This window comes from Planctomycetia bacterium, assembly GCA_015200345.1.
GTDB lineage: Bacteria > Planctomycetota > Phycisphaerae > UBA1845 > UTPLA1 > PLA3.
Map to the genome: position 1 here is coordinate 365,375 of CP054187.1, position 20,777 is coordinate 386,151.

Sequence of the window (20,777 nt, forward strand, 5' to 3'; positions counted from 1 at the left end):
TTCAATCCTCGCCCAATTTGCCGACCAGCAGATCTCGCAGCGCCGCACGGCCCCGATGCAAACGCGATTTCACCGTGCCCCGCGGAACATCCAGTATCTCCGCGATCTCGTCGTAATCCAATCCATCCAGATCGCGCAACACCACAACCGCCCGGTGATCCGGTTCCAATTGCTCCAGGGCCGCGGCCACGAGCTCGCGCGACTCGTTCGCCGCCGCCGCATCGATTGGCGCGCGCTCGGACGACGCAACCGGCCGGCGATGGCCGTCGCCGTCGCGGTTCCCGTCCTGCCCTGCCGCAGCGGTGTCAAACGACGAATGTCGCAGGATCGACGGTCGGCGCTGGGCCGAAAGCGCCAGATTCACCGCGATCCGATAGACCCACGTATAAAACTGCGACTTGCCTTCGAATCGGTGTATCTGTTGAAATGCACGCACGAACGCCTCCTGCGTGAGGTCCTCGGCCTCCTCGTACCTGCCGCACAATCGCCAGCATACGTTCAGAATGCGATCCTGGTACGCCCTCACCAGCCCGCCGAATGCCGTCGCATCCCCTGCGCGACATCGCGCCAGCACAGCCGCCTCGTCCGCAAGCGTCCATTCAGACGGGGCCGATTGTGAATGCCTGTCAGGTTGTGATGCCAGTCTCATTCGATTGGACGCTCGCAGGGCCGCTCTGGTTCCGGCCGATCGCCCGGTTCGGCTCAATTCTCATCGGCCCCCATCAAACGCTTATTCACGCAAGAGAGCAAGGGGTGGCAGAAATGCGATGAGATGCAAACGAATTGCCACGGTTTTCTCGCGGCGACCGGTTATAATCGGTCAGGCATGGCAATCTCGCTACCGCTCGTTGAAGGCTTCTCGGATCCCCGGCCGTCAATCGCCGCGGCAATCACCGGACCGCGCGACATTCGCTCCGTCCGCACGCTTCGCATCAGCGTGACCGATCGCTGCAATTTCCGCTGCGTCTATTGCATGCCCGAGGAGAAGCTCGACTGGGTTCCGCGCGATGAGTTGCTGACCTTTGAGGAGATCGTCGCGGTCGCGCGTGCGGCCTTGCGACACGGCATCACCGAGTTCAAGTTGACCGGCGGCGAACCGCTCGTGCGTCACGATCTGCCGCGACTGGTAGGCTTGTTGCGAACGCTCTCGGCCGACGCCGAGCTGTCGATGACCACCAACGGCTCGTTGCTGAATCTCTATGCGGCGGAACTGAAGAAATCCGGATTGAATCGCCTGACCGTGAGCCTCGATACGCTGGATGCATCGCGCTTTCGCGACATCACGCGCGGGGCGGATATCAAAGCGGTCTGGGCAGGCATCGCAACGGCGCAATCCGCCGGTTTCTCGCCGCCCAAGATCAATTGCGTCGCCATGCGCGGGATCAACGACGACGAATTCGCCGACTTCGCCGCGCTCACCCTTGACGTGCCGCGCACGGTGCGCTTCATCGAGTACATGCCGCTGGGCCGCACGCAGCTGGGTGGGGAGTATGAAGCGCGTTTCATTTCTGAATCAGATATTCGCCGTTGCATCGAGGCACGATTCGGCCCGCTGGAGCCGGCCTCGCAAGACAGCGGAGCGGGTCCGGCCAAAGTTTGGCGCGTACCCGGTGCCGCCGGGAGGATCGGCTTCATCAGCGCGATGAGCAAGCCCTTCTGCGAAACGTGCAACCGCCTGCGGCTCACCGCCGAGGGCCAGTTGCGTAGCTGCCTGTTTGACGGAGGCGAAGTAGAACTCCGCCCGATCCTGCGTGAATCCCGATCCGATGCGGCGGCCGAACGGTTGCACCGGGCATTCATCGATTGCGTGGCGTTCAAGCCGCAGGTGCATTCGTACCACGGCAATCGCCAGATGTCGCAGATCGGCGGTTGATCTGTTCGCACGATGGGCGTAGTCAACCCCGCGCCAGCGCTACGCCCCGAGAATCCAGTTCTTGATGTCCTGATAGGTCACGAGAATAAACAGCGTGGCGATCAGGGCGATGCCGATGAGTTGCGTCGCGACCTGCGTCTTGATGCTGACCGGTTCGCCGCGAATCTTCTCCAGAATCAGAAACAGGAACAACCCGCCGTCCACAATCGGCATGGGGAGGAAATTGATCACCGCAAGGTTCGCGGAGATGACTGCGAGGAACCAGAGCAAACCGATGATCCCCGCGTCGGCCGCCTTGCTGCCGATGCGGATGATGCCGACCGGTCCGCTGACTTTCTCGACGCCGACCTGCTGCGTGAAGACCATGTGCTGGATCGAAAGGATCGTTTGCAGCGTCGCGATGTACGCCTGTCGAAACCCCTCGGCCATCGCCAGAATCGGATTCGATTCCGAGTACCGCTCGATCAGCGGGTAACACATGAACGGGTCCTGATATTGCACGCGCAACAGCCACGGATCGGTGTTGGACTCCGTGACGGCGAACGTACCGGCTCGGCGCTCCGCCTGAAGGGTGACGTACTCGACGGAGACCGTCTTGCCGATGGATTTCTTCAACAACTCGCGCACGGCTCGCCAATCGGGCAGACTCAATGTGCGCAAATTGCCCTCGGTGTCCGTGATGTTGACTTCCGTCTGGTTGTCGATCCGCGCGATGCGCGAGCCTTGCGGCATGTCCAGTGCTGCGCAGAGGTCACCGGGCACATTCAGCTTCACGGTCTTGTACAAATCCGCCGCACGATAGGTCACATCAACGAGGCGCCCCGCCGCCGCACGAAAGGCCTCGCTCAACTCGTACCATTGCCGCACCGGTTTCCCGTCCACCGCGGTGATGACCGCTCCGACGGGAATGCCCGCAGCGTGCGCAGGCGTCTCCATAGTGCCATACTTCGCCACCACATCCGCCACAACCAAGTGCGACTCGTCCATCGTGCGCAACATCGCGTCGATCGCAGGCGGCGGCGCCTTGCCGATCAGCGCGAAGTTCGCGCGCGGCACAAGCGGTTGAAGGACGTGCACATCGACGTTCTCCAGCCATTTTCGCCATGCCGTGCCATCCGGCAGCTTGGTCAACGCGGCGATCAACTGTTCGACGTCTGCTTCGGGCAGTTGCTTCGTCGCCAGATCGCGCGCCTGACTGACTGCCGCGGAGACCTCCTTCAGGGCAGCGGCAATCAGCGACTCGCGGTGTTCGACAAGCAGCGAAATCGTGGCGGCAGAGAGTCCGTGATTGGCCATCCCCGGACGGGAGACCGCCAATTCAATCGGCTTCCCGGGGTTTTCTTCGATAATCTTCCGAACGAGCGCGTAACTCGGATACGGCTCACCGCCGATTCGCGCGATGACGTCGCCGAACCGAGCGCCGGCCGCATCGAACGACTTCTTCTCATCCGCCATGCGGATGGAAAGTCGCGGCACAAGCCCCAGGAGCGAACCGGTGACCTGATCGCCTTCCTCATACGCCATGGGCGACCACACGGCCTGCACTTTGACGCGCGCCTCGATGGTGTCCAGCGCCGGCTCATGACCCAGAACCGCCTCTGGTGTCAGCGCTGCGGCATTTTTCGGGCGCTTCACGATAAACTCGACCGGCTTTCCTCGCGCCTCGATCAAGGCGCGGCTGAACACGCCGGGATCCTTGAACTCCTTCGGTTCCCCGTTCGGCAGCACCAACTGATAGAGTTCATCAAACTGCCGCAGCCGGTCCGGCGCATCCACCTCCGACGGGGCCGCCGCTGGAATGGCGACCCGGCGGTTCCGGCCATTGGAGATGCCGATCTGACGGATCTTCTGATCCTTCTTGAATTCGGGCAGCACGACGGGCTTGGGATCAAGCATCTTCCCGCCGCGTTCGACGTCCAGCGTCAGTTGCTCATCCACGTCGGAGAGCATGACCGCGAATTGAAACTCCTCAAAGGAGTGAATCTCCTTGCCGTTGATGGCCACCACACGATCGCCGGATTGCAGTCCGGCCCGCGCTGCCGGCGAGTTTGGCGCGACATCGCCAACGACCGGCGGCTGGCGGTCTCTTCCCGCCATGATCACAATGGCGAACGCCACCGCGGCAAAAAGCAGGTTCATGATCACGCCGGCCGAGACGATCACCATGCGCTGGCCGATGGACTTGTGGGTGAACGAATCGGGATCGGCCTTCACCTTCAACTCGCCGGATTTGTCAACGACAAAGTCTTCCTGCCCGAGCATTTTGACGTATCCGCCGAGCGGCAGGATGTTGAAGGAATACCGCGTTTCACCGTGCGTGAACCCGAACAGCTCCTTGCCGAAGCCGATGGCGAAGCGCTCGACTCGCACCTTGGCCCACTTCGCCGCGAGGAAGTGTCCCAGCTCGTGAACAAAGATCACCAGCGAGAAACCGGCGACGAGGAGTAGAATGGACCACAGGTTCGCACCAAGTTGGCGGAAATCCAACGCCGCCAAGAAGTCACTGCCCAGCATCAGGAAACCGCACTGCATTGAAGAACCTCTTGCCGCGCCCAGGCATCAACGCGCATCAGCGTGTCGAGCGTGGGACGGGCTTCATAAGGATGACGCGACAATACTTCTTCCACTCTTGGAACGATGTCGAGGAATCCGATTTTCCCCTCGCGAAAGGCCGCCACAGCCGCTTCATTCGCCGCGTTCAACGCCGCGCCGGCCGTACCACCCTGCCTTGCAACGGAGTGTCCCAATCGAAGCGCCGGAAACCGATGCGGATCGGGCGGCTCAAACGTCATACGCTCCAGGCGCGAGAAATCCACCCGTGCCGCCCCGCCCGAAAGCCGACGCGGATACGTCATCGCGTACTGAATCGGTGTCCGCATATCGGGACTGCCCATCTGCGCGACGATCGACCCGTCCCGAAACGCAACCATTGAATGGATGATCGACTCTGGGTGGATCACGACTTCAATTCGATCCGGATCGACCTTGAACAGCCAATGAGCCTCGACCACTTCCAGCGCCTTGTTCATCATCGTGGCCGAATCGATGGTGATTTTCGGACCCATGTCCCACGTGGGATGACGCAGCGCGTCACGAAGCGTCGCCTCGCGCATGCGATCCTGCGACCACGTTCGAAACGGGCCGCCCGACGCGGTCAGCAGGATACGCTCGATTTCATCGTGCTGACCGGAATGAAGCGATTGATAAATCGCGGAGTGTTCGCTATCGACCGGCAACAGTTTTGATCCGCTCCGCGCTGCCGCGGAGATCATCAGCTCCCCCGCCACGACGAGCGACTCCTTGTTCGCCAAGCCGATGGTCAACCCGCGCTGCACCGCTGCCAGCGTCGCCGAAAGTCCCGCCACCCCCACAATGGCCGACAGCACAAAATCGCAATCCGTCTCTTCGACAAGACGCACCAGTCCGGACGCGCCGGCCAACACCCGCGTCCGGCCGCCGCCGGCGCGCAGGCGATCCGCGAGTTTCTCGCATGCCGATACGTCACTCATCGCAACGGCCTGCGGACGGAATTGCTCGACCTGTTCGGCCAATGCCTCCCAGCGCGAGCCGGCTGCCAGCCCGACGATTTCGAATTCACCACCCAGGGATTGTGCGACGCTTAGCGCACTGCGACCGATGGAGCCGGTTGAACCGAGGATGACGATCTTCTTGGCCATGAAATGCGACCGCTCGCCCTCTTCCGTGCCCGTCCCACAGGCGAGCGATCCGGCATCATAGGGCACACCGGATCGCGCGGCAATTCAGTCAATTGGGAGGACCTGCGGGACACGCGGCACGCGAGCGGCCTCGCGCTTGCGAGCACGGCAGGCGCGACCGCACAATTCGCGTATGACGAGTCAGCCTCTTCAGGCGCTGATCGCGTTGCGAACCGAATTCTCGCACGCCGCAGCGCGAAAAAAAGCCGCCGCCCTGCGCGCGCTCATCGGGGCGCCGCCGACGGACGCGGCGCAAGTGCGTACGCTCCACGACACGCTTCTGTTCATCGCCGCCCACCCGGATGACGCCACGATTCGGCGTCTGGCGGATACGTGCCTACGCTCGGTTTGTCATTCGATCGAAGGATCGATGCCAATCAGCCGACGCCTTTCCAACTCCGGCATACTCGGCACGACTACCACGCACGTGTTCTCGCTCTCCATGTTGAATTGGCTCGTGTCAACCTTCCCGAAGGACCTCGACCTCGATTGGAGCGATGGAGCCGCCATGGACCGGCTCGAGGCCTTTCTCCCTCATCTCGTCCGCACTTGCGAACGCGACGGACTTTATGCCGAGCACTTGTCCACCCGCGAATGGATGGACCTCGCGCGCGGTCGACAGACGGCTGCGGCGTACCTTGTTGACTGCGCGGGACGCATTCCCGGTTCATCCACGCTCAAAGAACACCTCTTCGAGTCGATGGAGCTGGCTATTCGCTGGCGGCTGAATCGGCCCGCTGGCTCGCGTTCGTTCGCGCGGTTTCCTGCGCGGTCCGCTCATTTTCAACAGGAGCCGATCATCAAGATGATCGAACTGCGCAGCCTGTTGAATCGCCGCCTGCCGACGCCGAAAAAACTGAACCGCACGGCAACAGAAAAACTCCTCGACGCCTGCCGGATCACCCTCTGCGCTCGCAACCGCGAAATCGACACACTCACCTACGTGAATCCACGCGAGGTGTATTTCCTTCAACTTGAGCGCGGGATCGATGTCGCCGTATTCGGCATGAGCCCCCCCTGGCGGTTGCCCATCGAGAGTTACTTCGGCTTCGTGGCAGCGCGAAATCGCGTGCCGATCGCCTACGGCGGCGGCTGGGTGCTGTTCGACCGCTGTGAGATCGGCGTTAACATCTTCGACGAATTTCGAGGCGGCGAATCGGCCTACGCATTCGCGCAGGTGCTTCGCGTCTATCGGCAGTTATTCAAATCCACGCGGTTCTACGTCGATCCGTTTCAGTTCGGTGCCGACAACCCGGAAGCCATCCGCTCTGGCGCGTTCTGGTTCTACCATCGCCTCGGGTTTCGGCCGACCGATGCCGCGCTGCAACGCCTGGCCGCCGAGGAATCGCAGCGCATCGCCGTCCAGCGCGGCTACCGCTCGCCCCCTGCCGTGTTGCGGCGGTTTGCCAAGGGGAAACTGCTGCTCGATCTGAACCGGCCCGCGGAAGACGGCATGTCCTCCGGTGCGATTGCGAAACATGCGCCGCGCGGCGACGTGTCGCACAATCTCGATTTGACGGCATTGAGCCTGGCGACAACAAAGTGGATTGGCGATCGGTACGAAGGCGTGAAGTCCAAGCCGCTTGAAAAGCATTGCGCGAGCGTCTGGCGCATCCTGGGCATTCGTTCGACGCGCGGCTGGTCAGGATTCGAGGGCGTATGGTTTGGCCGTCTCGTTCGCCTCCTATGGCCGATCGCCCCGGAATTGCGCTGCTGGCCGCTCACAGTGCGGCGCGCGATCGCCGACGCATTTCGCGCCAAGGGCGGCATAAAGGAGCGAGTCTATGCGCGTCGCCTCGCCGCGATCCCGCAACTCCGCGATGCATGGATGCGCCTGGCTGCAACCGCGCCGAAGCCGGACCGTCCATTGGGGCGGCGAAACGAATCGCCATGAAGTGAATCAGATGATCGCACCAAGCCGATACGCACCGTGTCATTCACTCGCCCCGGCGCGCCGAACGGGCTCGAATGCTCGCTGGTTCAATTGTCGGCCTAGATGAACGCGAAAATCAGATCCAGAATCGCGAAGATCAGCTCCAGGATCAGGTAGAAAATGTCCACGCGCGTTGCTCCTGTTCCGCGAGGTCCAAACGCAGGCAGTCCTCTCTATTCTAGGGAGGTTGCGCGCACGTACCCGGCGCTACATTAGACCCATGAGAATGGCCGGGGTTAGGGCAACGAAACGCCGCGACGTTTGCTGCAAAGCTCAATGGCAAGCCGAATAGCGGACTTCATCGAGCCGGGGTCCGCTTGGTTCTTGCCGGCGATATCAAAGGCCGTGCCGTGATCGACGCTGGTGCGAATGATAGGCAATCCGAGTGTTAAATTAACTGCCTCATGAAAAGCAAGCAGTTTGACCGGAATCAGCGCCTGGTCGTGATACATGGCCACCACGCCGTCGAATTCGCCGTGCACCGCACGGTGAAAAAGCGTGTCAGCCGGCAAAGGCCCCTGGGCGTCGATGTCGTGTGCGCGGGCCATTTCAATGGCCGGTTCGATGACGCGCGATTCCTCGTCGCCGAAAAGCCCGTTCTCGCCGGCGTGCGGATTCAGACCCGCCACGGCGATGCGCGGCCGGGCAATGCCGAACCAATCCCGCAATGCAGCGTGCAACAAGTCAATAGGTTGAAAAACGAGGCCGATCGTGAAGTGATGTCGCAGTTCAAACAGCGGCTCATGAATGCTTGCCAGGGCCACGCGCAACGGACCGCCGACAAACATCATGGTGATTCGCCGTGTGTGGAACCGTGCGCCCAGCAACTCGGTGTGCCCCGGATACGGCACACCCGCCATCTTCCATGCCGTTTTGTGAATCGGCCCGGTCACAATGGCATCAAGCAAACCTTTCTGGCAATCCGTAACGGCCTCATCAATGAAACGGATCGACGCCCGCCCCGCTTCGACTGATGGTCTACGCAGCGGTCGCGCGTCGACGTTGCAATCGTCGAAATCGGCGATGAGAACGGAAATCTCTTCCGTGGCGCCGCCCAAGGGAGAAGTTAGCGTTCCATCATTCAGACCGTTCCAACCGCTTGCTGTGCGTGGCACGCCTCCAGCTACCGGATGCGAATCGGCCGACAACACCCGGCGTGCGTCGTCCAGTGAGCCTTGAAGCCAATAGGGACGCGTTTCCGCCAGATCCGCTGCATACGTCAGGTGTTCCGCCGTGCCGTACAGGACAAACCTGGCTCGTTCGCGAAGCGAGTGATCGGCCAGTGCTTTGACAATGCACTCGGCGCCAATCCCCGCCGGGTCGCCCATGGTGATCCCAATGGTAGGCAGTTTCTGTCGCGGTTGCGTATCGCCATTCATGACGCAGGAAGTGTAGCCGCCGCGCCGTAGCGTGGCGAATCGGTCCACGAGAAGCAACGAGGGATACTCCCGGCGAAATGCGCGGGGCGATCCGAGGCCCGTCGCGGACTATTTCGTGATCTCCGGCATGATCGCCTTCATCTGGTGAATCACCGTTCGCGCGATGATGTCGGTCTCGAGGTTGACCTTCGCACCGAGCTGCTTCGTTCCGATGGTTGTGCGCTCAAGCGTTGTTGGGATCAGCGCAACGCTGAACTCGTCGCCGCGCACGTCCGCGATGGTGAGCGATATCCCGTCAATCGCAATCGAGCCTTTGGGGACGATGCACGGTAACGCCTCACCGCCGACGCGAACCCACCATTTTGATTCAGCGGCAGACGATTCCACGCGAGAAACAACGCCGACCGCATCAACGTGCCCCTGCACGAAATGTCCATCAACGCGGTCTCCAACACGCAGGGATTTCTGAAGATTCACACGACTGCCCGCGCGAAGCTCGCCCAGCGTGGACCGGCGCAGCGTCTCGGCCACGACATCAAACCAAGCAGAGTCGCCATCGGTTCTCGTGACCGTCAAACAAACGCCGTCGATGGCGACGCTCGCTCCGGGCATCACATCGGCCCAGTATCGCCTCGCGCGGATTGAGAGCGCGACCCCGCCCGGCACACTCTCCACCGCGCCGACCTCTCCAACGCCATCGATGATTCCGGAAAACACGCGTGCGCCCCTCACAACCCATGGCTCGTATCAACCGGCAAGGAATCGGTCACAAGAGCTTCTACAAGATTCTAATCCATTCGCAAAGGATCAATCCATTTGAGCCTTCATGAAAAAAGGCCCCGGGCGACGGGTCGCCGAGGGCCTTGGGTGAACTGTTTAGATGAGTCAGAGCACTTCAGCCGTTGTCGTTCTCATTCTCGTTCTCATTCTCGTTCTCATTCTCGTTCTCATTCTCGTTCCCGTTGGAGTTCCCGTTGGAATTACCGTTGGAGTTCCTGTTGGAGTTGCCATTGGAATTACCACCGGTCGCACCGGTGAAAACCTGATCGAAAATGTTTTCGATGTCATCCCGAGTCGCGGTTTCCGGGTCGAATTGGCTGCTGGTGCCTTCGAAAGCCGCAGCCAATGCTGCCAAGCCTTGCATCGTCGATGGATCCTGTTCAAGAAGATTCAGAATCTCCTCAAGGCACTGCGCCTGATTCAACTCCAGAAAGGTCGCGACGGCCTTCGCCTGCGCGGGGGTCATGACGTCAATCGTGATCGGCGGAGTCTGTGACGCAAGGAAGTCCCGCGCTGACGTGTTCAACGCCAGGATTTCATTGGCCGTCAGGTAGCCCGCGTTGCAGTCGCCCAGCTTCAGCAGCGCATTGAACGCATCGCAACCTGCGACGACTCCAATCAACAAACCGCAGGAAACGAGCGAATGAACCCATTTACTTCTCGACGACATGTTGGGATACTCCTTTTGTTGCAGGCCGTGCGAGGCCGAAAGCTTGCGAGACTATTGTGGCACGCTTCGCCGCACAAGTCAAGGAATCGTGAAGCTAAGCAGATAATTCACCAAGCGATCCCCTTCGGGAGTCATCGGCGCGCCGATCGCGGTGCGGACAGCCTCTCTGCGTTCATCCAACGTAAGACGTTCATCGCGCTGAATCGCACGAAGATCCTCAAAGTCAAAGTCAGGAAACGCGTTCGGAAGCGCCGGCTGGATGCGCTCAAAGCCACACCCCCACCACCCGGGCGCCGCCAACACCAGACCAATTCCCACACACCAGTTTCGAACTCGGCGGATCTTGTGCATTCGGAAGGCTCGTTTGGCGAGAGTCCACACGCATACTAGCATCGTCGATCTGTCCATCCACCCTTTAGGGTTGACCGATGGCATCCGAATCGCATGATCTTTTCGGCAGTTTTCGCCTCCTGACGCCGAAGCTCCGGAACCTATAATCGCCTGTTGCCGGAAAACCCGTGGCACACGAGACTATATCTTGCATTACCTGGTTGACGCACGGGCGGAAGATTTCCATGGAAAATTTAATGGGTTGGTCAGGCTTGCCTGGGTTCGCGGATTGCGGTTTTGCCCGGCGATGCAACAGGCACCTGCGCACCACCGCCATCTTGGGGTGCGCCATTTTTGCCGCCCTGCCCCCGTACAATAAAAGTGCCGGCGGCGTGTACGCCCAGCACAAGGCCGATCCGCAATCGGCAGCCAGCGTGACCGAAGGAGCCGTAGCGGGCGCCGCGGCTGCGGAGCGACGTTTGCGGGAGCATCTATCGGCTGCCCATCGGATATTAACCATCGAGATCGCCCCGGCCCTGTCTCGCGAACTCTGCGAAGATCGTTCAAGACGAGACGAGTTGGGCCGGATTGCTCGCATGGCGGAACAACACCTCGTTGAGGCAAGGCAGGAGCTGGCGAAACTGGCGGACTCCGATTCGCGAGACGCACTCGAAGCCGAAGTGGATCAGCTCGCAAGCTTTGCGGCTCTCTTTGCGTCACTGGGCAGCCTGACGGACGATCCCGCCACGCAAAGCCGGGTGGTCGCTGCATGCGGGGAGTTGGCCGCATGGTTTGACTTTGATGACAAAAGTATTGTTGAATCCGCCAAGCTCTGGCAAGGCGCGGCCTATCGGCGGGTCGGCCGATCGGATCGCGCGTTGCAGGTCTTGCGGCCCGTGCTGGCGGAGCCGGCTTCACCGGTGATCGGTTATTGGGCACGGCTTGAGCGCGCCCGCGCGCTGGGAGACGAGAAGCGATTCGCTGCGGGGATCGCGCTCTGTCTTCGGCTCGAAACCCTCGCTTCAACCTGGTTCAAGGACGAGTCGGAAGAGCAGGTTGCCGCGCGGCGTACCGCTCGACAGGTTCGCGCGGCCCTCTTGAACCAGTGGGCGAAACAATTGAAAAAGCAGGGGCGCGACCGCGCCGCGGCGGCCGCGGAGACCAAAGCAAGGGAACTGGCCGAAGAGCTGGTACGAGTGCCGGAACCGACGCGGTTTCTGAAACTCGTAACGGCAATCGACTCGACGCAGGAAGGCGAGGCCGGCAAGTCGAAGGAACCTGCCGAGGACTCACCCGCTCCGTCGGATGACGATGCAGCAGGCGACCCCGAAGATTCCGAGCCATTTGACGATTCCGAAGAAAACCCGCAGGAGGACGACACCGGCACATGACCGACGTTGGCCGAAGTTGGCACAAGACGCCCGCAGCGGGGCTCCGAATCAAGGCGCGGCAGCCTTGCCCACTGATGAGGCGGGTTTGCGTTTGAGCAACTGCTTCACACGAAAGTCATCGATCACCGCCCCATCGTGCGCCGCGACCCAGACCCCAGCCAGCATCGCGCCGCCTTCGAGCAAGCGATCCTCGATGAACTTCCGCCCCGGCTCTTTCCGGAGATCCCCGGACTTTTCCAGCTTGTACAGCGGCTCGACCAGCGCGTGGGTTTGTCCTAAATAAACTGCAATATCCTTCCAGTAGTCCGTCGCGGAAACCGGCCGCGGCGCCTTGGCCCGGGGAAGTAGCGATTCGGTCGTGATTCCGTGCAGATCGATCACGCCGCCATCAATGAAAGCGTGGAACTGCTTGCTGGTCGTATACCCATTGGGGTTCGGGCCGATCCAGCCGTTGTGATGATCCGTGAGATGAAGCGGTTGGGCGCCATCGCCGACAAAATGGCTTAACAGCCCCATGTGGAGCACGACGTTGTCGCGTGCGAAGCGCATCTCCTCGTCGCTCACGTACTCGGCGTGTTTTTCGTACGTTTTCAGCGTCGTCCAGCTTGCGGCGATCTTCCATTGCAATTCGGCGATGGACCACGGAAGGAGACCTGGCGTACCTCTTGTGTAATCGTCGTCCTTCTCCGGTTTGGGAAACCGATCGGGATGATTGGCACGGACCGTCGCAAGCAGATCGGTGTATTGCCGCCGAAATCGGGGCAACCTGTCCAGCGCCAGTCCATACGGCTCCAGCGCCTCCACGTCGAGATAATGGTCCGGCTTGTTGATGTGGTCGAGGTCCGGGTTGCGCTGTCCGCGCCAGCGATCCGGCTCCGCCGACAAATATGCCAATCGCGCACGGACTTCCGGAGTGCGCAGCCACCCGGGCATCGAGGTCGGAAGCTTTTCGTGTGCGAGGACGGTGATCGTCGCGTGGCCGTTCTCATCCCATGCGGACGCAGAGGATATCACTGATGCCGGCAACAAAACGACCAGGCAGGACGCGATCTTCATTCGATAGCCATTCATGGAGAACACCCTTCGCTGTCTGAAATGTGCGACAACCAGGCATTGTAGTTGGAACTCCAAGTCAGCGCAGCCGGGTGGACCCGGTCAGCGTCGAAACATCGCCGGCAAAGGTTCGACAGGCCGACTCGACCGCACTCGGCCAATCGTCCGCACACGCTGCCCGATGTGCTACCTCTCGGTAGGCGAATATGACCGATCGCCCCGCCGCGATCAGAGCGCCACGACCGGACGTGTCGAAATACGGCGCAAAGTCGGCTGCCTGCCCGCCCTGCGCGCCGTAACCCGGCACGAGAAAAATCGACGCAGGCATCCGCGCACGAAGCCTCGCTGCATCATACTTGTCACGCGTTGCCACGACGGCGCCGATCGCGGAGTAACCGAGTTCCCCAAGCAATGCCGGCTCGCGGCTCCAGGCGTCAACCTGCGCCGCCACAGCTTCGTGAACCTTGCGGCCATCGGCGAGCGCGACATCCTGAATGGTCGCCGCGGAAGGATTGGACGTGCGCACCAATACGAAAACGCCTCGTCCATGTGCGCGGGCCGCATCGATGAAAGGCTTCACGCCGTCCAGCCCGAAGTATCCATTGACCGTCACGGCGTCCGCATGCACACTGAATGAAGGCGCTTCTGGAGCAAGCCGGATCGCCTCTGCGGACGCCCCCCACTCCCCCAAACAAGCACGGGCGTACATCTCCGCCGTGTGCCCGACATCGCCTCGCTTACAATCCGCGATCGTGATGAGACCGCATTGCCTGGCGTAGCCGATCAACTCATCAAAGAGCGCCACGCCTGCCGAATGGTAGCGTTCGAAATAGGCGCTATTGATCTTTACTGCCGGCACGATCGGCGCGATGACCTCAATGATTCGACGTGAGAACGCCCGAATGCCGGCGAGAACCGCCTGCGCATCGCCCAACGCCGCGCCGCGCGTAAGCGGTTCGGGCAGCAACTCCCAGACCGGATCGAGCGCCACGACAGCCGGCGCGCGCCGGGCCTCTATCGCCGTGAGGAGCCGATCCGCAAACCCAACTGCCATGGTTTGAATCAGTCTTTCTTGATGGTGGTCGTGCGCGTGGATTCGCCGGCCGGACGACCCTGCGGGGTTTCGTCGATACCGGGAGCCGCGCCCTCCCACTCGCCGGTCTTCGCGTCGATCCACTCTTTCCGTGTGACGCGTCCGTCGTTGTCGAAGTAAATCACGACCGAAAGGTGCTTGTCCTCTCGCTCGTACTCCCATTGATCACCGCGATTGATGTAGTCCTTGCCGAGCGTCAGTTCCACCTCGGTCTTGTCGGACGCGCCTTCGCGGATCGTGTCGTAGTTCTGACGTGTCAACTTGTCAGGCGCGCAACCGAGAATCAGTGTTCCCGCGATCACGATCGCAAGCCCCATCATTGCCGGTTTCATGGTCATGCTCCTTGCTGACGACTCATGGCATTCCGCTGTCAGGTTCAATGGCCTGATGCCGCGCGAGGCGGGCTCATCGGCCGCTGCCGGTCAATGCGTCGAGAATCTCCTCCCGGTGCACGGCGAACTCAAACGTGTACTCGTCGAACAACCGTTCGCTGCCGGGCGATTGGAACGTCGCCACGAGCACATACTTCTGTTGCGGCGCCAGGGGTTGACCTTCCCAACTCAACTGGAACTCATACGTCGTCGTGACGCGTTCCCAGAATTGCTTCTGCTGATCGATGTTGACAACCGGCTGGGTCCAACTGCGGATCAGCGGACCCTTGTGCGTTCCGATCGCCGGGCGATAGGCGTACAACTCGAACATGAACGTGCCATAGGCTTTGACCGGATCGCCCGCGCCGTCCAGGGTGCGCAGCGACACGCCGATTCCATCGGGCACGGCGTCGCTGTCGAAACTGCGAGGCTTGGTGAATGGAAGTATTTTCAAACTGCGCGGGCTGTAGTACTGAATCAACTCGTCCCCGGACGGACCGTCTGCGGATTCGCCGATCGCGCCACGATGACACGCCGGCGACATCAGGCCTGCCAGCAACAGAAACATTCCCAGACGCCGCACCGATCCATGTCGCGTTTGCATGAAGACCATCCCTGATGACCGGGCAACCGCCCCGTCCAGCGCGATTATACCCATCCAATCGAGCCTGCAAAGCAGGGCCATTCTTCCAGCCGGGACGAAACAATCTACCCACCGCCCTGTTGCTTCAATCGCTCCAGGGCCGCGACGGCCTTCTCGAAACCGGGCTTGAGTTCGAGCACGCGCCGGTAAGCCGCTTCGGCCTCACGCGGTCGATTGAGCATCAGAAACGTGTTGGCCAGATTGAAGTGCGCCTGATAGGCCTTGGGGTCGCATCGCAAAGCCCGCACGTAGCTCTGCATCGCGTCTTCGTAGCGTTTCATGTCGAAGAAGCACACGCCGAGATTGTAGTGAAGCGTATACTGCCAAGGGGCCAGGTCAATCGCCTTTTGATAAGCGGCCACTGATTCCTGATGCCGCTTGGCCTTGTAATAAGCTCGCCCGAGGTTCTCCAGATAGCGCCAGCTCTTGGGTTCCAGCTCGACGGCTCGCTCATAAAGCGGCACGGCCTCCGCGTATTGTTCGCGTGTGAGGTACTCCGTCGCCAGCGCGGAGAGCGCCCGCGCGTTGTCGGGCCGCTGCTGAACGGTAATGGACCAGAGGTGCAGCGCATCGTGGTAGTCGGCATTTCGAGCGTGCGTGCGCGATGCAAGCGCGGCGACGGCAAGCAAGCACACCGCGACACCGATCGGGCGTCGCGCCGCGGAGGGCAATCGCGAGAGGAGCCAAAAAGCCGTGAGGACGATTCCGAGGATGACCGCCGCCAACGGAACGTACATCCGATGCTCAAAGCAGAGGTCGTTAATCGGTACGAAGCTGGAGGTCGGCGCGAGGATGATGAGAAAGGACGCGGGCAACAGGGACCACGCCCTGCGACGACACACGCCCCATGCGGTGAGCAATCCCGCAGCCGTCAGAACGAAGAACGGAAACCCATACTGTGATAATGAAGTCGCCACAGGCCAGGCATAATCCAGCACGAGCGTTCGAGGCCATAATGCTAAACCCAAGTAATGCAGGATTACTCCCGGCTGGGTCCGGAAATAGCCAATCGAGGATATTTCGTTCAAGCCGAAACCCACGGATTCGGAGCGCGGGCCGCCAGCCATGAGCGCCGCCAGAATGAACCAGCCGGCCGTCAGCCCCAGATAGAGGCTCCATCGCTTCAGCAGGGCGAAACGATACGAGCGCGCGAACAACAGCGCGTCAATAAGAAGCACCGTAACCGGCGCAGAGGCCATGACTTCCTTCGAGCCCATTCCCAACGCGCAGGCCAACACCGCGGCAACCGTCCAGACGGAAAACCGGCCGTGCTGCATCGCGCGGATCGAGCAATAGAGCGTAACCAGATAAAACAGACCGACGAGCGATTCGCTTCGCTGGATGATGTAGGTGACCGCCTGTGTTTGCAGCGGATGCACAACCCATAGTCCGGCCGTCGCGAGCGCCAGCGCCCCTGCATGGAGGGCAAATCGATCCCGCAGGGCCGGCGATTGCATCGCACGATGCACAACGCCGAACAGCGCCAGGGCAGCGAGCAGGTGGATTGCAAGATTCACCATGTGGTATCCGCGGACGTCTAGCTCAAACAAGGCGTAGGTCAGTGCAAAGGTAGCCGCTGTGATCGGCCGGCCGGCCAACGACGATTGCGGCGGCGCCGCGAAAGCCGTTCGCAACGATCGTATATAGCTATTTTGCTGAATAGCGTGAAAATCGTCGTAGATGAAGACGCCCTGAAAGCTGTTGGAATACGCTAATGCGCCGATCAAACCAATCGCAAGCGGCGCGGCGATGCGCTGCCAAGTCGGCATGACGGAGGGTTCGGCCGGGGCCGCGGGCGATGAAGAGGCGGATGCACGGCGGGACCGGGGCATCGCGTCACACCATGCTGGAGTGTTTCTCGAATCGAAGTTTGCCGACCGGCTGGTCGACCGGCATCGGGTAGCGGCCGCTGAAACAAGCGGTGCAGTAGTGGCCCGGGGCGTGCTTCGCACAAGACAACATGCCGTCCAGTGATAGATAGGAAAGTGAATCCACTTCGAGGTACTGGCGAATCTGCTCGATCTCGCGATCCGTAGCGATCAATTCTCGCTGATCAGGGAAGTCGATGCCGTAATAGCACGGATGGCGAATCGGCGGGCTGGCGACGCGCAGGTGAATCGCCTTGGCCCCGGCCCGGCGAAGCGCTCCCATTTTGCCGCGCGTCGTCGTGCCGCGCACCACGGAGTCTTCAACCACGACGAGCCGTTTATCGCGGACGGCTTCGCGGATCACGTTCAGCTTCATACGAACCGCGAGATCGCGCATCGGCTGCGTCGGCATGATGAAGCTGCGGCCGGAGTAGTGGCTGGTCGTGAAGCCGCGACCGCGGCTGATACCGCTTTCATCGCTGTAACCGATGGCCGCGCAGCGGGCGCAATTGGGCACGGGGATCACCAAGTCGGCATCGGCCGGCGCCTCGCGTGCCAGTTGCCGCCCAAGCGCGACGCGATACGCATGAACATTCTGCCCGAAGATATCGCTGGACGGGTCGGCGAAATAGACGTACTCGAAGATGCAATGGGCCGGGCGAATCGCTCCCGTGTCGACGAAGAAGCGACTTGTGAGTCCGGCGTCATTCAGCGTGACGATCTCTCCCGGCGCGACGTCGCGGACGTACTCGGCGTCGACCATGTCCAGCGCGCACGTTTCGCTTGCGATCACCCAGGCCCCGTCGGGCAGCCGGCCGATGCACATCGGGCGCACGCCGAAAGGATCGCGCGCCGCCTCAATCCGATCTGCAAAGATGAAGAGCAGGCAATACGCGCCGTTCAACTGCCGCAGCACGCTGGCCAGCGGGTCGTCCGCGTGCGCGTGCGCCGGGTCGGCAAGCATGTGAAGAATGACCTCGGTGTCGCTCGTGGTCTGAAAGATGGCGCCCTGGCCTTCGTATTGCCGTCGCAGCGCTGCGGCGTTGATGAGATTGCCATTGTGTGCCACGGCGACCTGGCCGGAGGCACACGTCACCAGCAGCGGCTGGCAGTTCGCGTCGTTGCAGGAGCCGGTCGTCGAATAGCGGACATGGCCGACGGCGGCGTCTCCGCGAAGTCGCGCAATAGCCGCCTCATCAAAAACGCGCGTAACAAGCCCCTGCCCGGCGTGCCGGTCGATTCGTCCCTCGCGCAGCGAACAAATCCCCGCCGCTTCCTGGCCGCGATGTTGTTGAGCGTAAATCCCGAGGTAGGTGAGCGCTGCGGCATCGGGATGGCCCCAGACCGCGAAGAGGCCGCAGTGATGCCGAATCTCGGGCATCGAGGATTGTCGGGACGTGGCCCGCGGATCGGATAGGATCGGCAACGGCTGTCGCGGCACCGCTTGCTCCATGCACGAGACCGGCGGCATTCGCCGCCGGCCCGTGCATGGAAGAATAATCGATTGGATGCGCCTGGTCAAAATCAACCGGGCCTTGTTGCAATTGAGCGTGAACAGCCGGTCACGGTTTCTTCAAACCAGCCGCAGTAGAGCCGTTCTTCTTCTTCCAGCCGTCGTCGTACCAGCCGTACCCGTCTTCGTAGTAGTACCCGTCCTCGTAGTACCCGCTGTCGTAGTAACCTTCGTCATAATAGACTTCTTCGTCGCTCCAGAAGTCCCAGCCGCCGAAGTCATACCCGCCAAAATCGAGGAACCCCAGGCCGACCGAGACATCGGTATAATTCCCGCCTCGATATCCCCGGCGGCAGCCCGAAGCCGGCCACACAACCGCCAACAGCGCCAACGTCAGTACGACCTTTGTTACCCACTTGCGAGCGTTCATGGTTGACTCCCTTCTCTCTTCCCAGGCTTGGCCTCGTCGCGCGCAGGTCAGCCCGGTCGCCGTGGCCGGCGGATGGTTTTTTCCTCCCAGCCTGCGGCCGGGATTTTTTCGGGTTCGGATTGAAGTTCGATCAGGAGTCTGCCTGGGGCAATCGGCCCCAGCATCCTGCTCGAACGATGCATTAGACACTGGCCGGTTCGCGGCGTTAGTTTTGCAATACCCGTCCGACAATATTCGCGAACCGCGGCTCAATCCCTTTCTTGAGTACAAGCATGCGCCAGCCCCCGGTCGGCCCGCACGCGGTTATAATGAACGATGCGACAAGCATTTAGGAAGCGAAGACCACGGAAGCCCAACCCATGTTCGGCCGCCTTGCTAATGATCGAATTCGCAGTGCGACGCAGGCTCTCGATGAAGGTCGGCTGGACGATGCGGTTCGACTGCTTTCCAGACACAAAGGCCGTCCGCCTGCCGAAGCCGAATCTTTGCTCGCTCGACTTGCGGAAGCCCTGATGACCCGCGGCCAGGAGCACCTGCTCTCGCGTCGATTCACGGAGGCCATATCGGATTTCGATCATGCAGCGTCGTGCGGCGTCGACGAAGCACGAGTCGAACCGTGGCGCGCACGCGCCCGGTCGGCCATGAAAGAGGCCCATGCAGCCGATGAACAGGCTCGAGTCGCTGCAGCCGAAGCGCTGGCAACCGAATTGTTGCCCAAGGCGCTGGAAGCGTTTCTCAACGGCCGCCTGGCGCAGGCCCGGTCGCTCGTTCAACAAGTTGCCGGGGCTGCTCACATGAACGCAGAACGATCTACGCTCGAATCCGCCTTGCATTTGGCGCAGCAGGCAAGTCAGGCATTGCATAACGACCGGTTCGCCGAAGCGCGTGTGCTGGTCGGCCGGATCACGCAGCTGGGGCTTGCCGCCGACTGGCTCACAGATTGTCAGGCACGCCTCGATTCGTTGCAGGAATGCCGACAGTCCTTGCTAAGCGGCCCGCTTGGCCTGATCTCTGACGGGCGGATGCCGGCGGGAATCACCATGACGCCCGACGACGCGCCGCGCCACCCCATGCACGCGACAGCGGCCGCGCCGGGCGCGGCGCCCCCCGTGCATCCCGCAGCGAATAGCCTTCTGATCGAATCACCGGGCAACGGCCTGCCACGCCGGCTCGTGCTGCGCATCGATGGGGTGGGTACGTTTCTGTTGCTTCGAGGCGACCGCGTAACCATCGGCCGCGCCGGGCCGGGGGCCACGGCGGATCTTGAGTTGTTTGCCGATTTGTCCGAACGGCAGGCGCAGATCATTCGCTCGGGCGAAGATTATTTCATTGCCGGCGTTCACGGAGTGGAATTGGCCGGTCGAAAGGTCGAACACGCATTGCTGCAACACGATGACCGTATCCGACTGGGTTCGCGGGTGAAGTTGCGCTACCTGCGCCCCAGCTCCAAGAGCGTTACCAGCTTGCTCGACCTGGGAGAAGGCATTCGCACAACGTGCGAGTCTCGCCGCGTCGTGCTCTGGGGCGGGCCTCTGATCATGGCGCCCTCGCGCGATGCGCACGTTGTGCTCCCCGGTGGCACGGGCGGCGTGGTTCTGCTGGAGCGGGATGGGCAGATCCTTGCGAAGCCGATGTCCGGCCATGAAACACCGCGAACGATTGCCCTCGGATCACCGTTAGTCATCGGAGACCTTCGGTTGAGCATGGCCGCGTTGGATCGCTCGGTTTCGCCGGGACGAGTGGTGGGTTGAGACACGGTTGCTGCGACACGCGCCGCCCGTGAAGGATCGCACG

Annotated in this window: 19 protein-coding genes; 4 read left to right on the forward strand and 15 right to left on the reverse strand. The window is 61.5% G+C overall.

The features are described 5' to 3' along the window. Position 1: 1 nt before the first annotated feature. On the reverse strand, positions 2 to 649 hold the full coding sequence (locus HRU71_01715; protein QOJ02274.1) for a sigma-70 family RNA polymerase sigma factor: 648 nt from the start codon (positions 647 to 649) through the stop codon (positions 2 to 4). A gap of 177 nt (positions 650 to 826) precedes the next feature. Here HRU71_01715 and moaA point away from each other — a divergent pair, with 177 nt between their 5' ends. Next, positions 827 to 1,873 (forward strand): GTP 3',8-cyclase MoaA, encoded by a 1,047-nt coding sequence (moaA, locus tag HRU71_01720; GenBank protein ID QOJ02275.1) that lies wholly within the window; start codon positions 827 to 829, stop codon positions 1,871 to 1,873. A gap of 39 nt (positions 1,874 to 1,912) precedes the next feature. Here moaA and HRU71_01725 read toward each other — a convergent pair whose 3' ends face one another. Both HRU71_01725 and HRU71_01730 read right to left on the reverse strand, forming a co-directional pair. Beyond that, complete coding sequence (locus HRU71_01725; GenBank protein ID QOJ02276.1) at positions 1,913 to 4,405, reverse strand: site-2 protease family protein; 2,493 nt, start codon at positions 4,403 to 4,405, stop codon at positions 1,913 to 1,915. After that, positions 4,387 to 5,550, reverse strand: a complete 1,164-nt coding sequence (locus HRU71_01730; GenBank protein ID QOJ04895.1) for a 1-deoxy-D-xylulose-5-phosphate reductoisomerase — start codon at positions 5,548 to 5,550, stop codon at positions 4,387 to 4,389. Before HRU71_01730 ends, HRU71_01725 begins: the two co-directional genes overlap by 19 nt. A gap of 172 nt (positions 5,551 to 5,722) precedes the next feature. Between HRU71_01730 and HRU71_01735 the strand changes: the two genes are divergently transcribed. Further along, complete coding sequence (locus HRU71_01735) at positions 5,723 to 7,483, forward strand: hypothetical protein (GenBank protein ID QOJ02277.1); 1,761 nt, start codon at positions 5,723 to 5,725, stop codon at positions 7,481 to 7,483. A gap of 275 nt (positions 7,484 to 7,758) precedes the next feature. Here HRU71_01735 and pdxA read toward each other — a convergent pair whose 3' ends face one another. The 4 genes from pdxA to HRU71_01755 all read right to left on the reverse strand — a co-directional run bounded on the left by pdxA (position 7,759) and on the right by HRU71_01755 (position 10,702). Continuing rightward, complete coding sequence (pdxA, locus tag HRU71_01740) at positions 7,759 to 8,958, reverse strand: 4-hydroxythreonine-4-phosphate dehydrogenase PdxA (protein QOJ02278.1); 1,200 nt, start codon at positions 8,956 to 8,958, stop codon at positions 7,759 to 7,761. Positions 8,959 to 9,009: 51 nt separating this feature from the next. After that, positions 9,010 to 9,618: a riboflavin synthase gene (locus tag HRU71_01745; protein ID QOJ02279.1), complete on the reverse strand. Its 609-nt coding sequence runs from the start codon at positions 9,616 to 9,618 to the stop codon at positions 9,010 to 9,012. Positions 9,619 to 9,796: 178 nt separating this feature from the next. After that, on the reverse strand, positions 9,797 to 10,351 hold the full coding sequence (locus HRU71_01750; GenBank protein QOJ02280.1) for a hypothetical protein: 555 nt from the start codon (positions 10,349 to 10,351) through the stop codon (positions 9,797 to 9,799). 78 nt (positions 10,352 to 10,429) lie between these two features. After that, entirely contained in the window at positions 10,430 to 10,702 is a 273-nt protein-coding gene (locus HRU71_01755; protein QOJ02281.1) for a hypothetical protein, read from the reverse strand. A 575-nt stretch (positions 10,703 to 11,277) separates the two neighbouring features. Between HRU71_01755 and HRU71_01760 the strand changes: the two genes are divergently transcribed. After that, positions 11,278 to 12,072: a hypothetical protein gene (locus HRU71_01760; protein ID QOJ02282.1), complete on the forward strand. Its 795-nt coding sequence runs from the start codon at positions 11,278 to 11,280 to the stop codon at positions 12,070 to 12,072. A 48-nt stretch (positions 12,073 to 12,120) separates the two neighbouring features. Here HRU71_01760 and HRU71_01765 read toward each other — a convergent pair whose 3' ends face one another. The 8 genes from HRU71_01765 to HRU71_01800 all read right to left on the reverse strand — a co-directional run bounded on the left by HRU71_01765 (position 12,121) and on the right by HRU71_01800 (position 19,759). Further along, positions 12,121 to 13,143, reverse strand: coding sequence for a hypothetical protein (locus tag HRU71_01765; GenBank protein QOJ02283.1), 1,023 nt, complete (start codon positions 13,141 to 13,143; stop codon positions 12,121 to 12,123). Between the two features lie 61 nt (positions 13,144 to 13,204). Then, complete coding sequence (gene pyrF / locus HRU71_01770; protein QOJ02284.1) at positions 13,205 to 14,179, reverse strand: orotidine-5'-phosphate decarboxylase; 975 nt, start codon at positions 14,177 to 14,179, stop codon at positions 13,205 to 13,207. 8 nt (positions 14,180 to 14,187) lie between these two features. Further along, positions 14,188 to 14,550: a hypothetical protein gene (locus HRU71_01775; GenBank protein ID QOJ02285.1), complete on the reverse strand. Its 363-nt coding sequence runs from the start codon at positions 14,548 to 14,550 to the stop codon at positions 14,188 to 14,190. Between the two features lie 73 nt (positions 14,551 to 14,623). Continuing rightward, on the reverse strand, positions 14,624 to 15,193 hold the full coding sequence (locus HRU71_01780; protein QOJ02286.1) for a hypothetical protein: 570 nt from the start codon (positions 15,191 to 15,193) through the stop codon (positions 14,624 to 14,626). A gap of 104 nt (positions 15,194 to 15,297) precedes the next feature. Further along, the gene (locus HRU71_01785; protein QOJ02287.1) at positions 15,298 to 17,001 is read right to left on the reverse strand and encodes a tetratricopeptide repeat protein; all 1,704 of its coding nucleotides are present in this window, start codon (positions 16,999 to 17,001) and stop codon (positions 15,298 to 15,300) included. A 67-nt stretch (positions 17,002 to 17,068) separates the two neighbouring features. Beyond that, a complete protein-coding gene (locus HRU71_01790; GenBank protein ID QOJ02288.1) occupies positions 17,069 to 18,481 on the reverse strand; it encodes an amidophosphoribosyltransferase in 1,413 nt (470 codons plus the stop codon). A gap of 181 nt (positions 18,482 to 18,662) precedes the next feature. After that, complete coding sequence (locus HRU71_01795) at positions 18,663 to 18,983, reverse strand: hypothetical protein (GenBank protein ID QOJ02289.1); 321 nt, start codon at positions 18,981 to 18,983, stop codon at positions 18,663 to 18,665. Between the two features lie 248 nt (positions 18,984 to 19,231). Further along, entirely contained in the window at positions 19,232 to 19,759 is a 528-nt protein-coding gene (locus HRU71_01800; protein ID QOJ02290.1) for a hypothetical protein, read from the reverse strand. A gap of 18 nt (positions 19,760 to 19,777) precedes the next feature. On the opposite strand from HRU71_01800, the gene HRU71_01805 reads away from it, so the two are divergent. Further along, complete coding sequence (locus tag HRU71_01805; GenBank protein ID QOJ02291.1) at positions 19,778 to 20,734, forward strand: FHA domain-containing protein; 957 nt, start codon at positions 19,778 to 19,780, stop codon at positions 20,732 to 20,734. Positions 20,735 to 20,777 lie beyond the last annotated feature (43 nt).

Coding starts and splice junctions, on each gene's coding strand:
- HRU71_01715 (QOJ02274.1), bottom strand. CDS start 649: ATGAGACTGGCATCACAACCTGACAGGCATTCACAATCGGCCCCGTCT.
- moaA (QOJ02275.1), top strand. CDS start 827: ATGGCAATCTCGCTACCGCTCGTTGAAGGCTTCTCGGATCCCCGGCCG.
- HRU71_01725 (QOJ02276.1), bottom strand. CDS start 4,405: ATGCAGTGCGGTTTCCTGATGCTGGGCAGTGACTTCTTGGCGGCGTTG.
- HRU71_01730 (QOJ04895.1), bottom strand. CDS start 5,550: ATGGCCAAGAAGATCGTCATCCTCGGTTCAACCGGCTCCATCGGTCGC.
- HRU71_01735 (QOJ02277.1), top strand. CDS start 5,723: ATGACGAGTCAGCCTCTTCAGGCGCTGATCGCGTTGCGAACCGAATTC.
- HRU71_01750 (QOJ02280.1), bottom strand. CDS start 10,351: ATGTCGTCGAGAAGTAAATGGGTTCATTCGCTCGTTTCCTGCGGTTTG.
- HRU71_01755 (QOJ02281.1), bottom strand. CDS start 10,702: ATGCACAAGATCCGCCGAGTTCGAAACTGGTGTGTGGGAATTGGTCTG.
- HRU71_01760 (QOJ02282.1), top strand. CDS start 11,278: ATGGCGGAACAACACCTCGTTGAGGCAAGGCAGGAGCTGGCGAAACTG.
- HRU71_01765 (QOJ02283.1), bottom strand. CDS start 13,143: ATGAATGGCTATCGAATGAAGATCGCGTCCTGCCTGGTCGTTTTGTTG.
- pyrF (QOJ02284.1), bottom strand. CDS start 14,179: ATGGCAGTTGGGTTTGCGGATCGGCTCCTCACGGCGATAGAGGCCCGG.
- HRU71_01775 (QOJ02285.1), bottom strand. CDS start 14,550: ATGAAACCGGCAATGATGGGGCTTGCGATCGTGATCGCGGGAACACTG.
- HRU71_01780 (QOJ02286.1), bottom strand. CDS start 15,193: ATGCAAACGCGACATGGATCGGTGCGGCGTCTGGGAATGTTTCTGTTG.
- HRU71_01785 (QOJ02287.1), bottom strand. CDS start 17,001: ATGCCGACTTGGCAGCGCATCGCCGCGCCGCTTGCGATTGGTTTGATC.
- HRU71_01790 (QOJ02288.1), bottom strand. CDS start 18,481: ATGCCCGAGATTCGGCATCACTGCGGCCTCTTCGCGGTCTGGGGCCAT.
- HRU71_01795 (QOJ02289.1), bottom strand. CDS start 18,983: ATGAACGCTCGCAAGTGGGTAACAAAGGTCGTACTGACGTTGGCGCTG.
- HRU71_01805 (QOJ02291.1), top strand. CDS start 19,778: ATGAACGCAGAACGATCTACGCTCGAATCCGCCTTGCATTTGGCGCAG.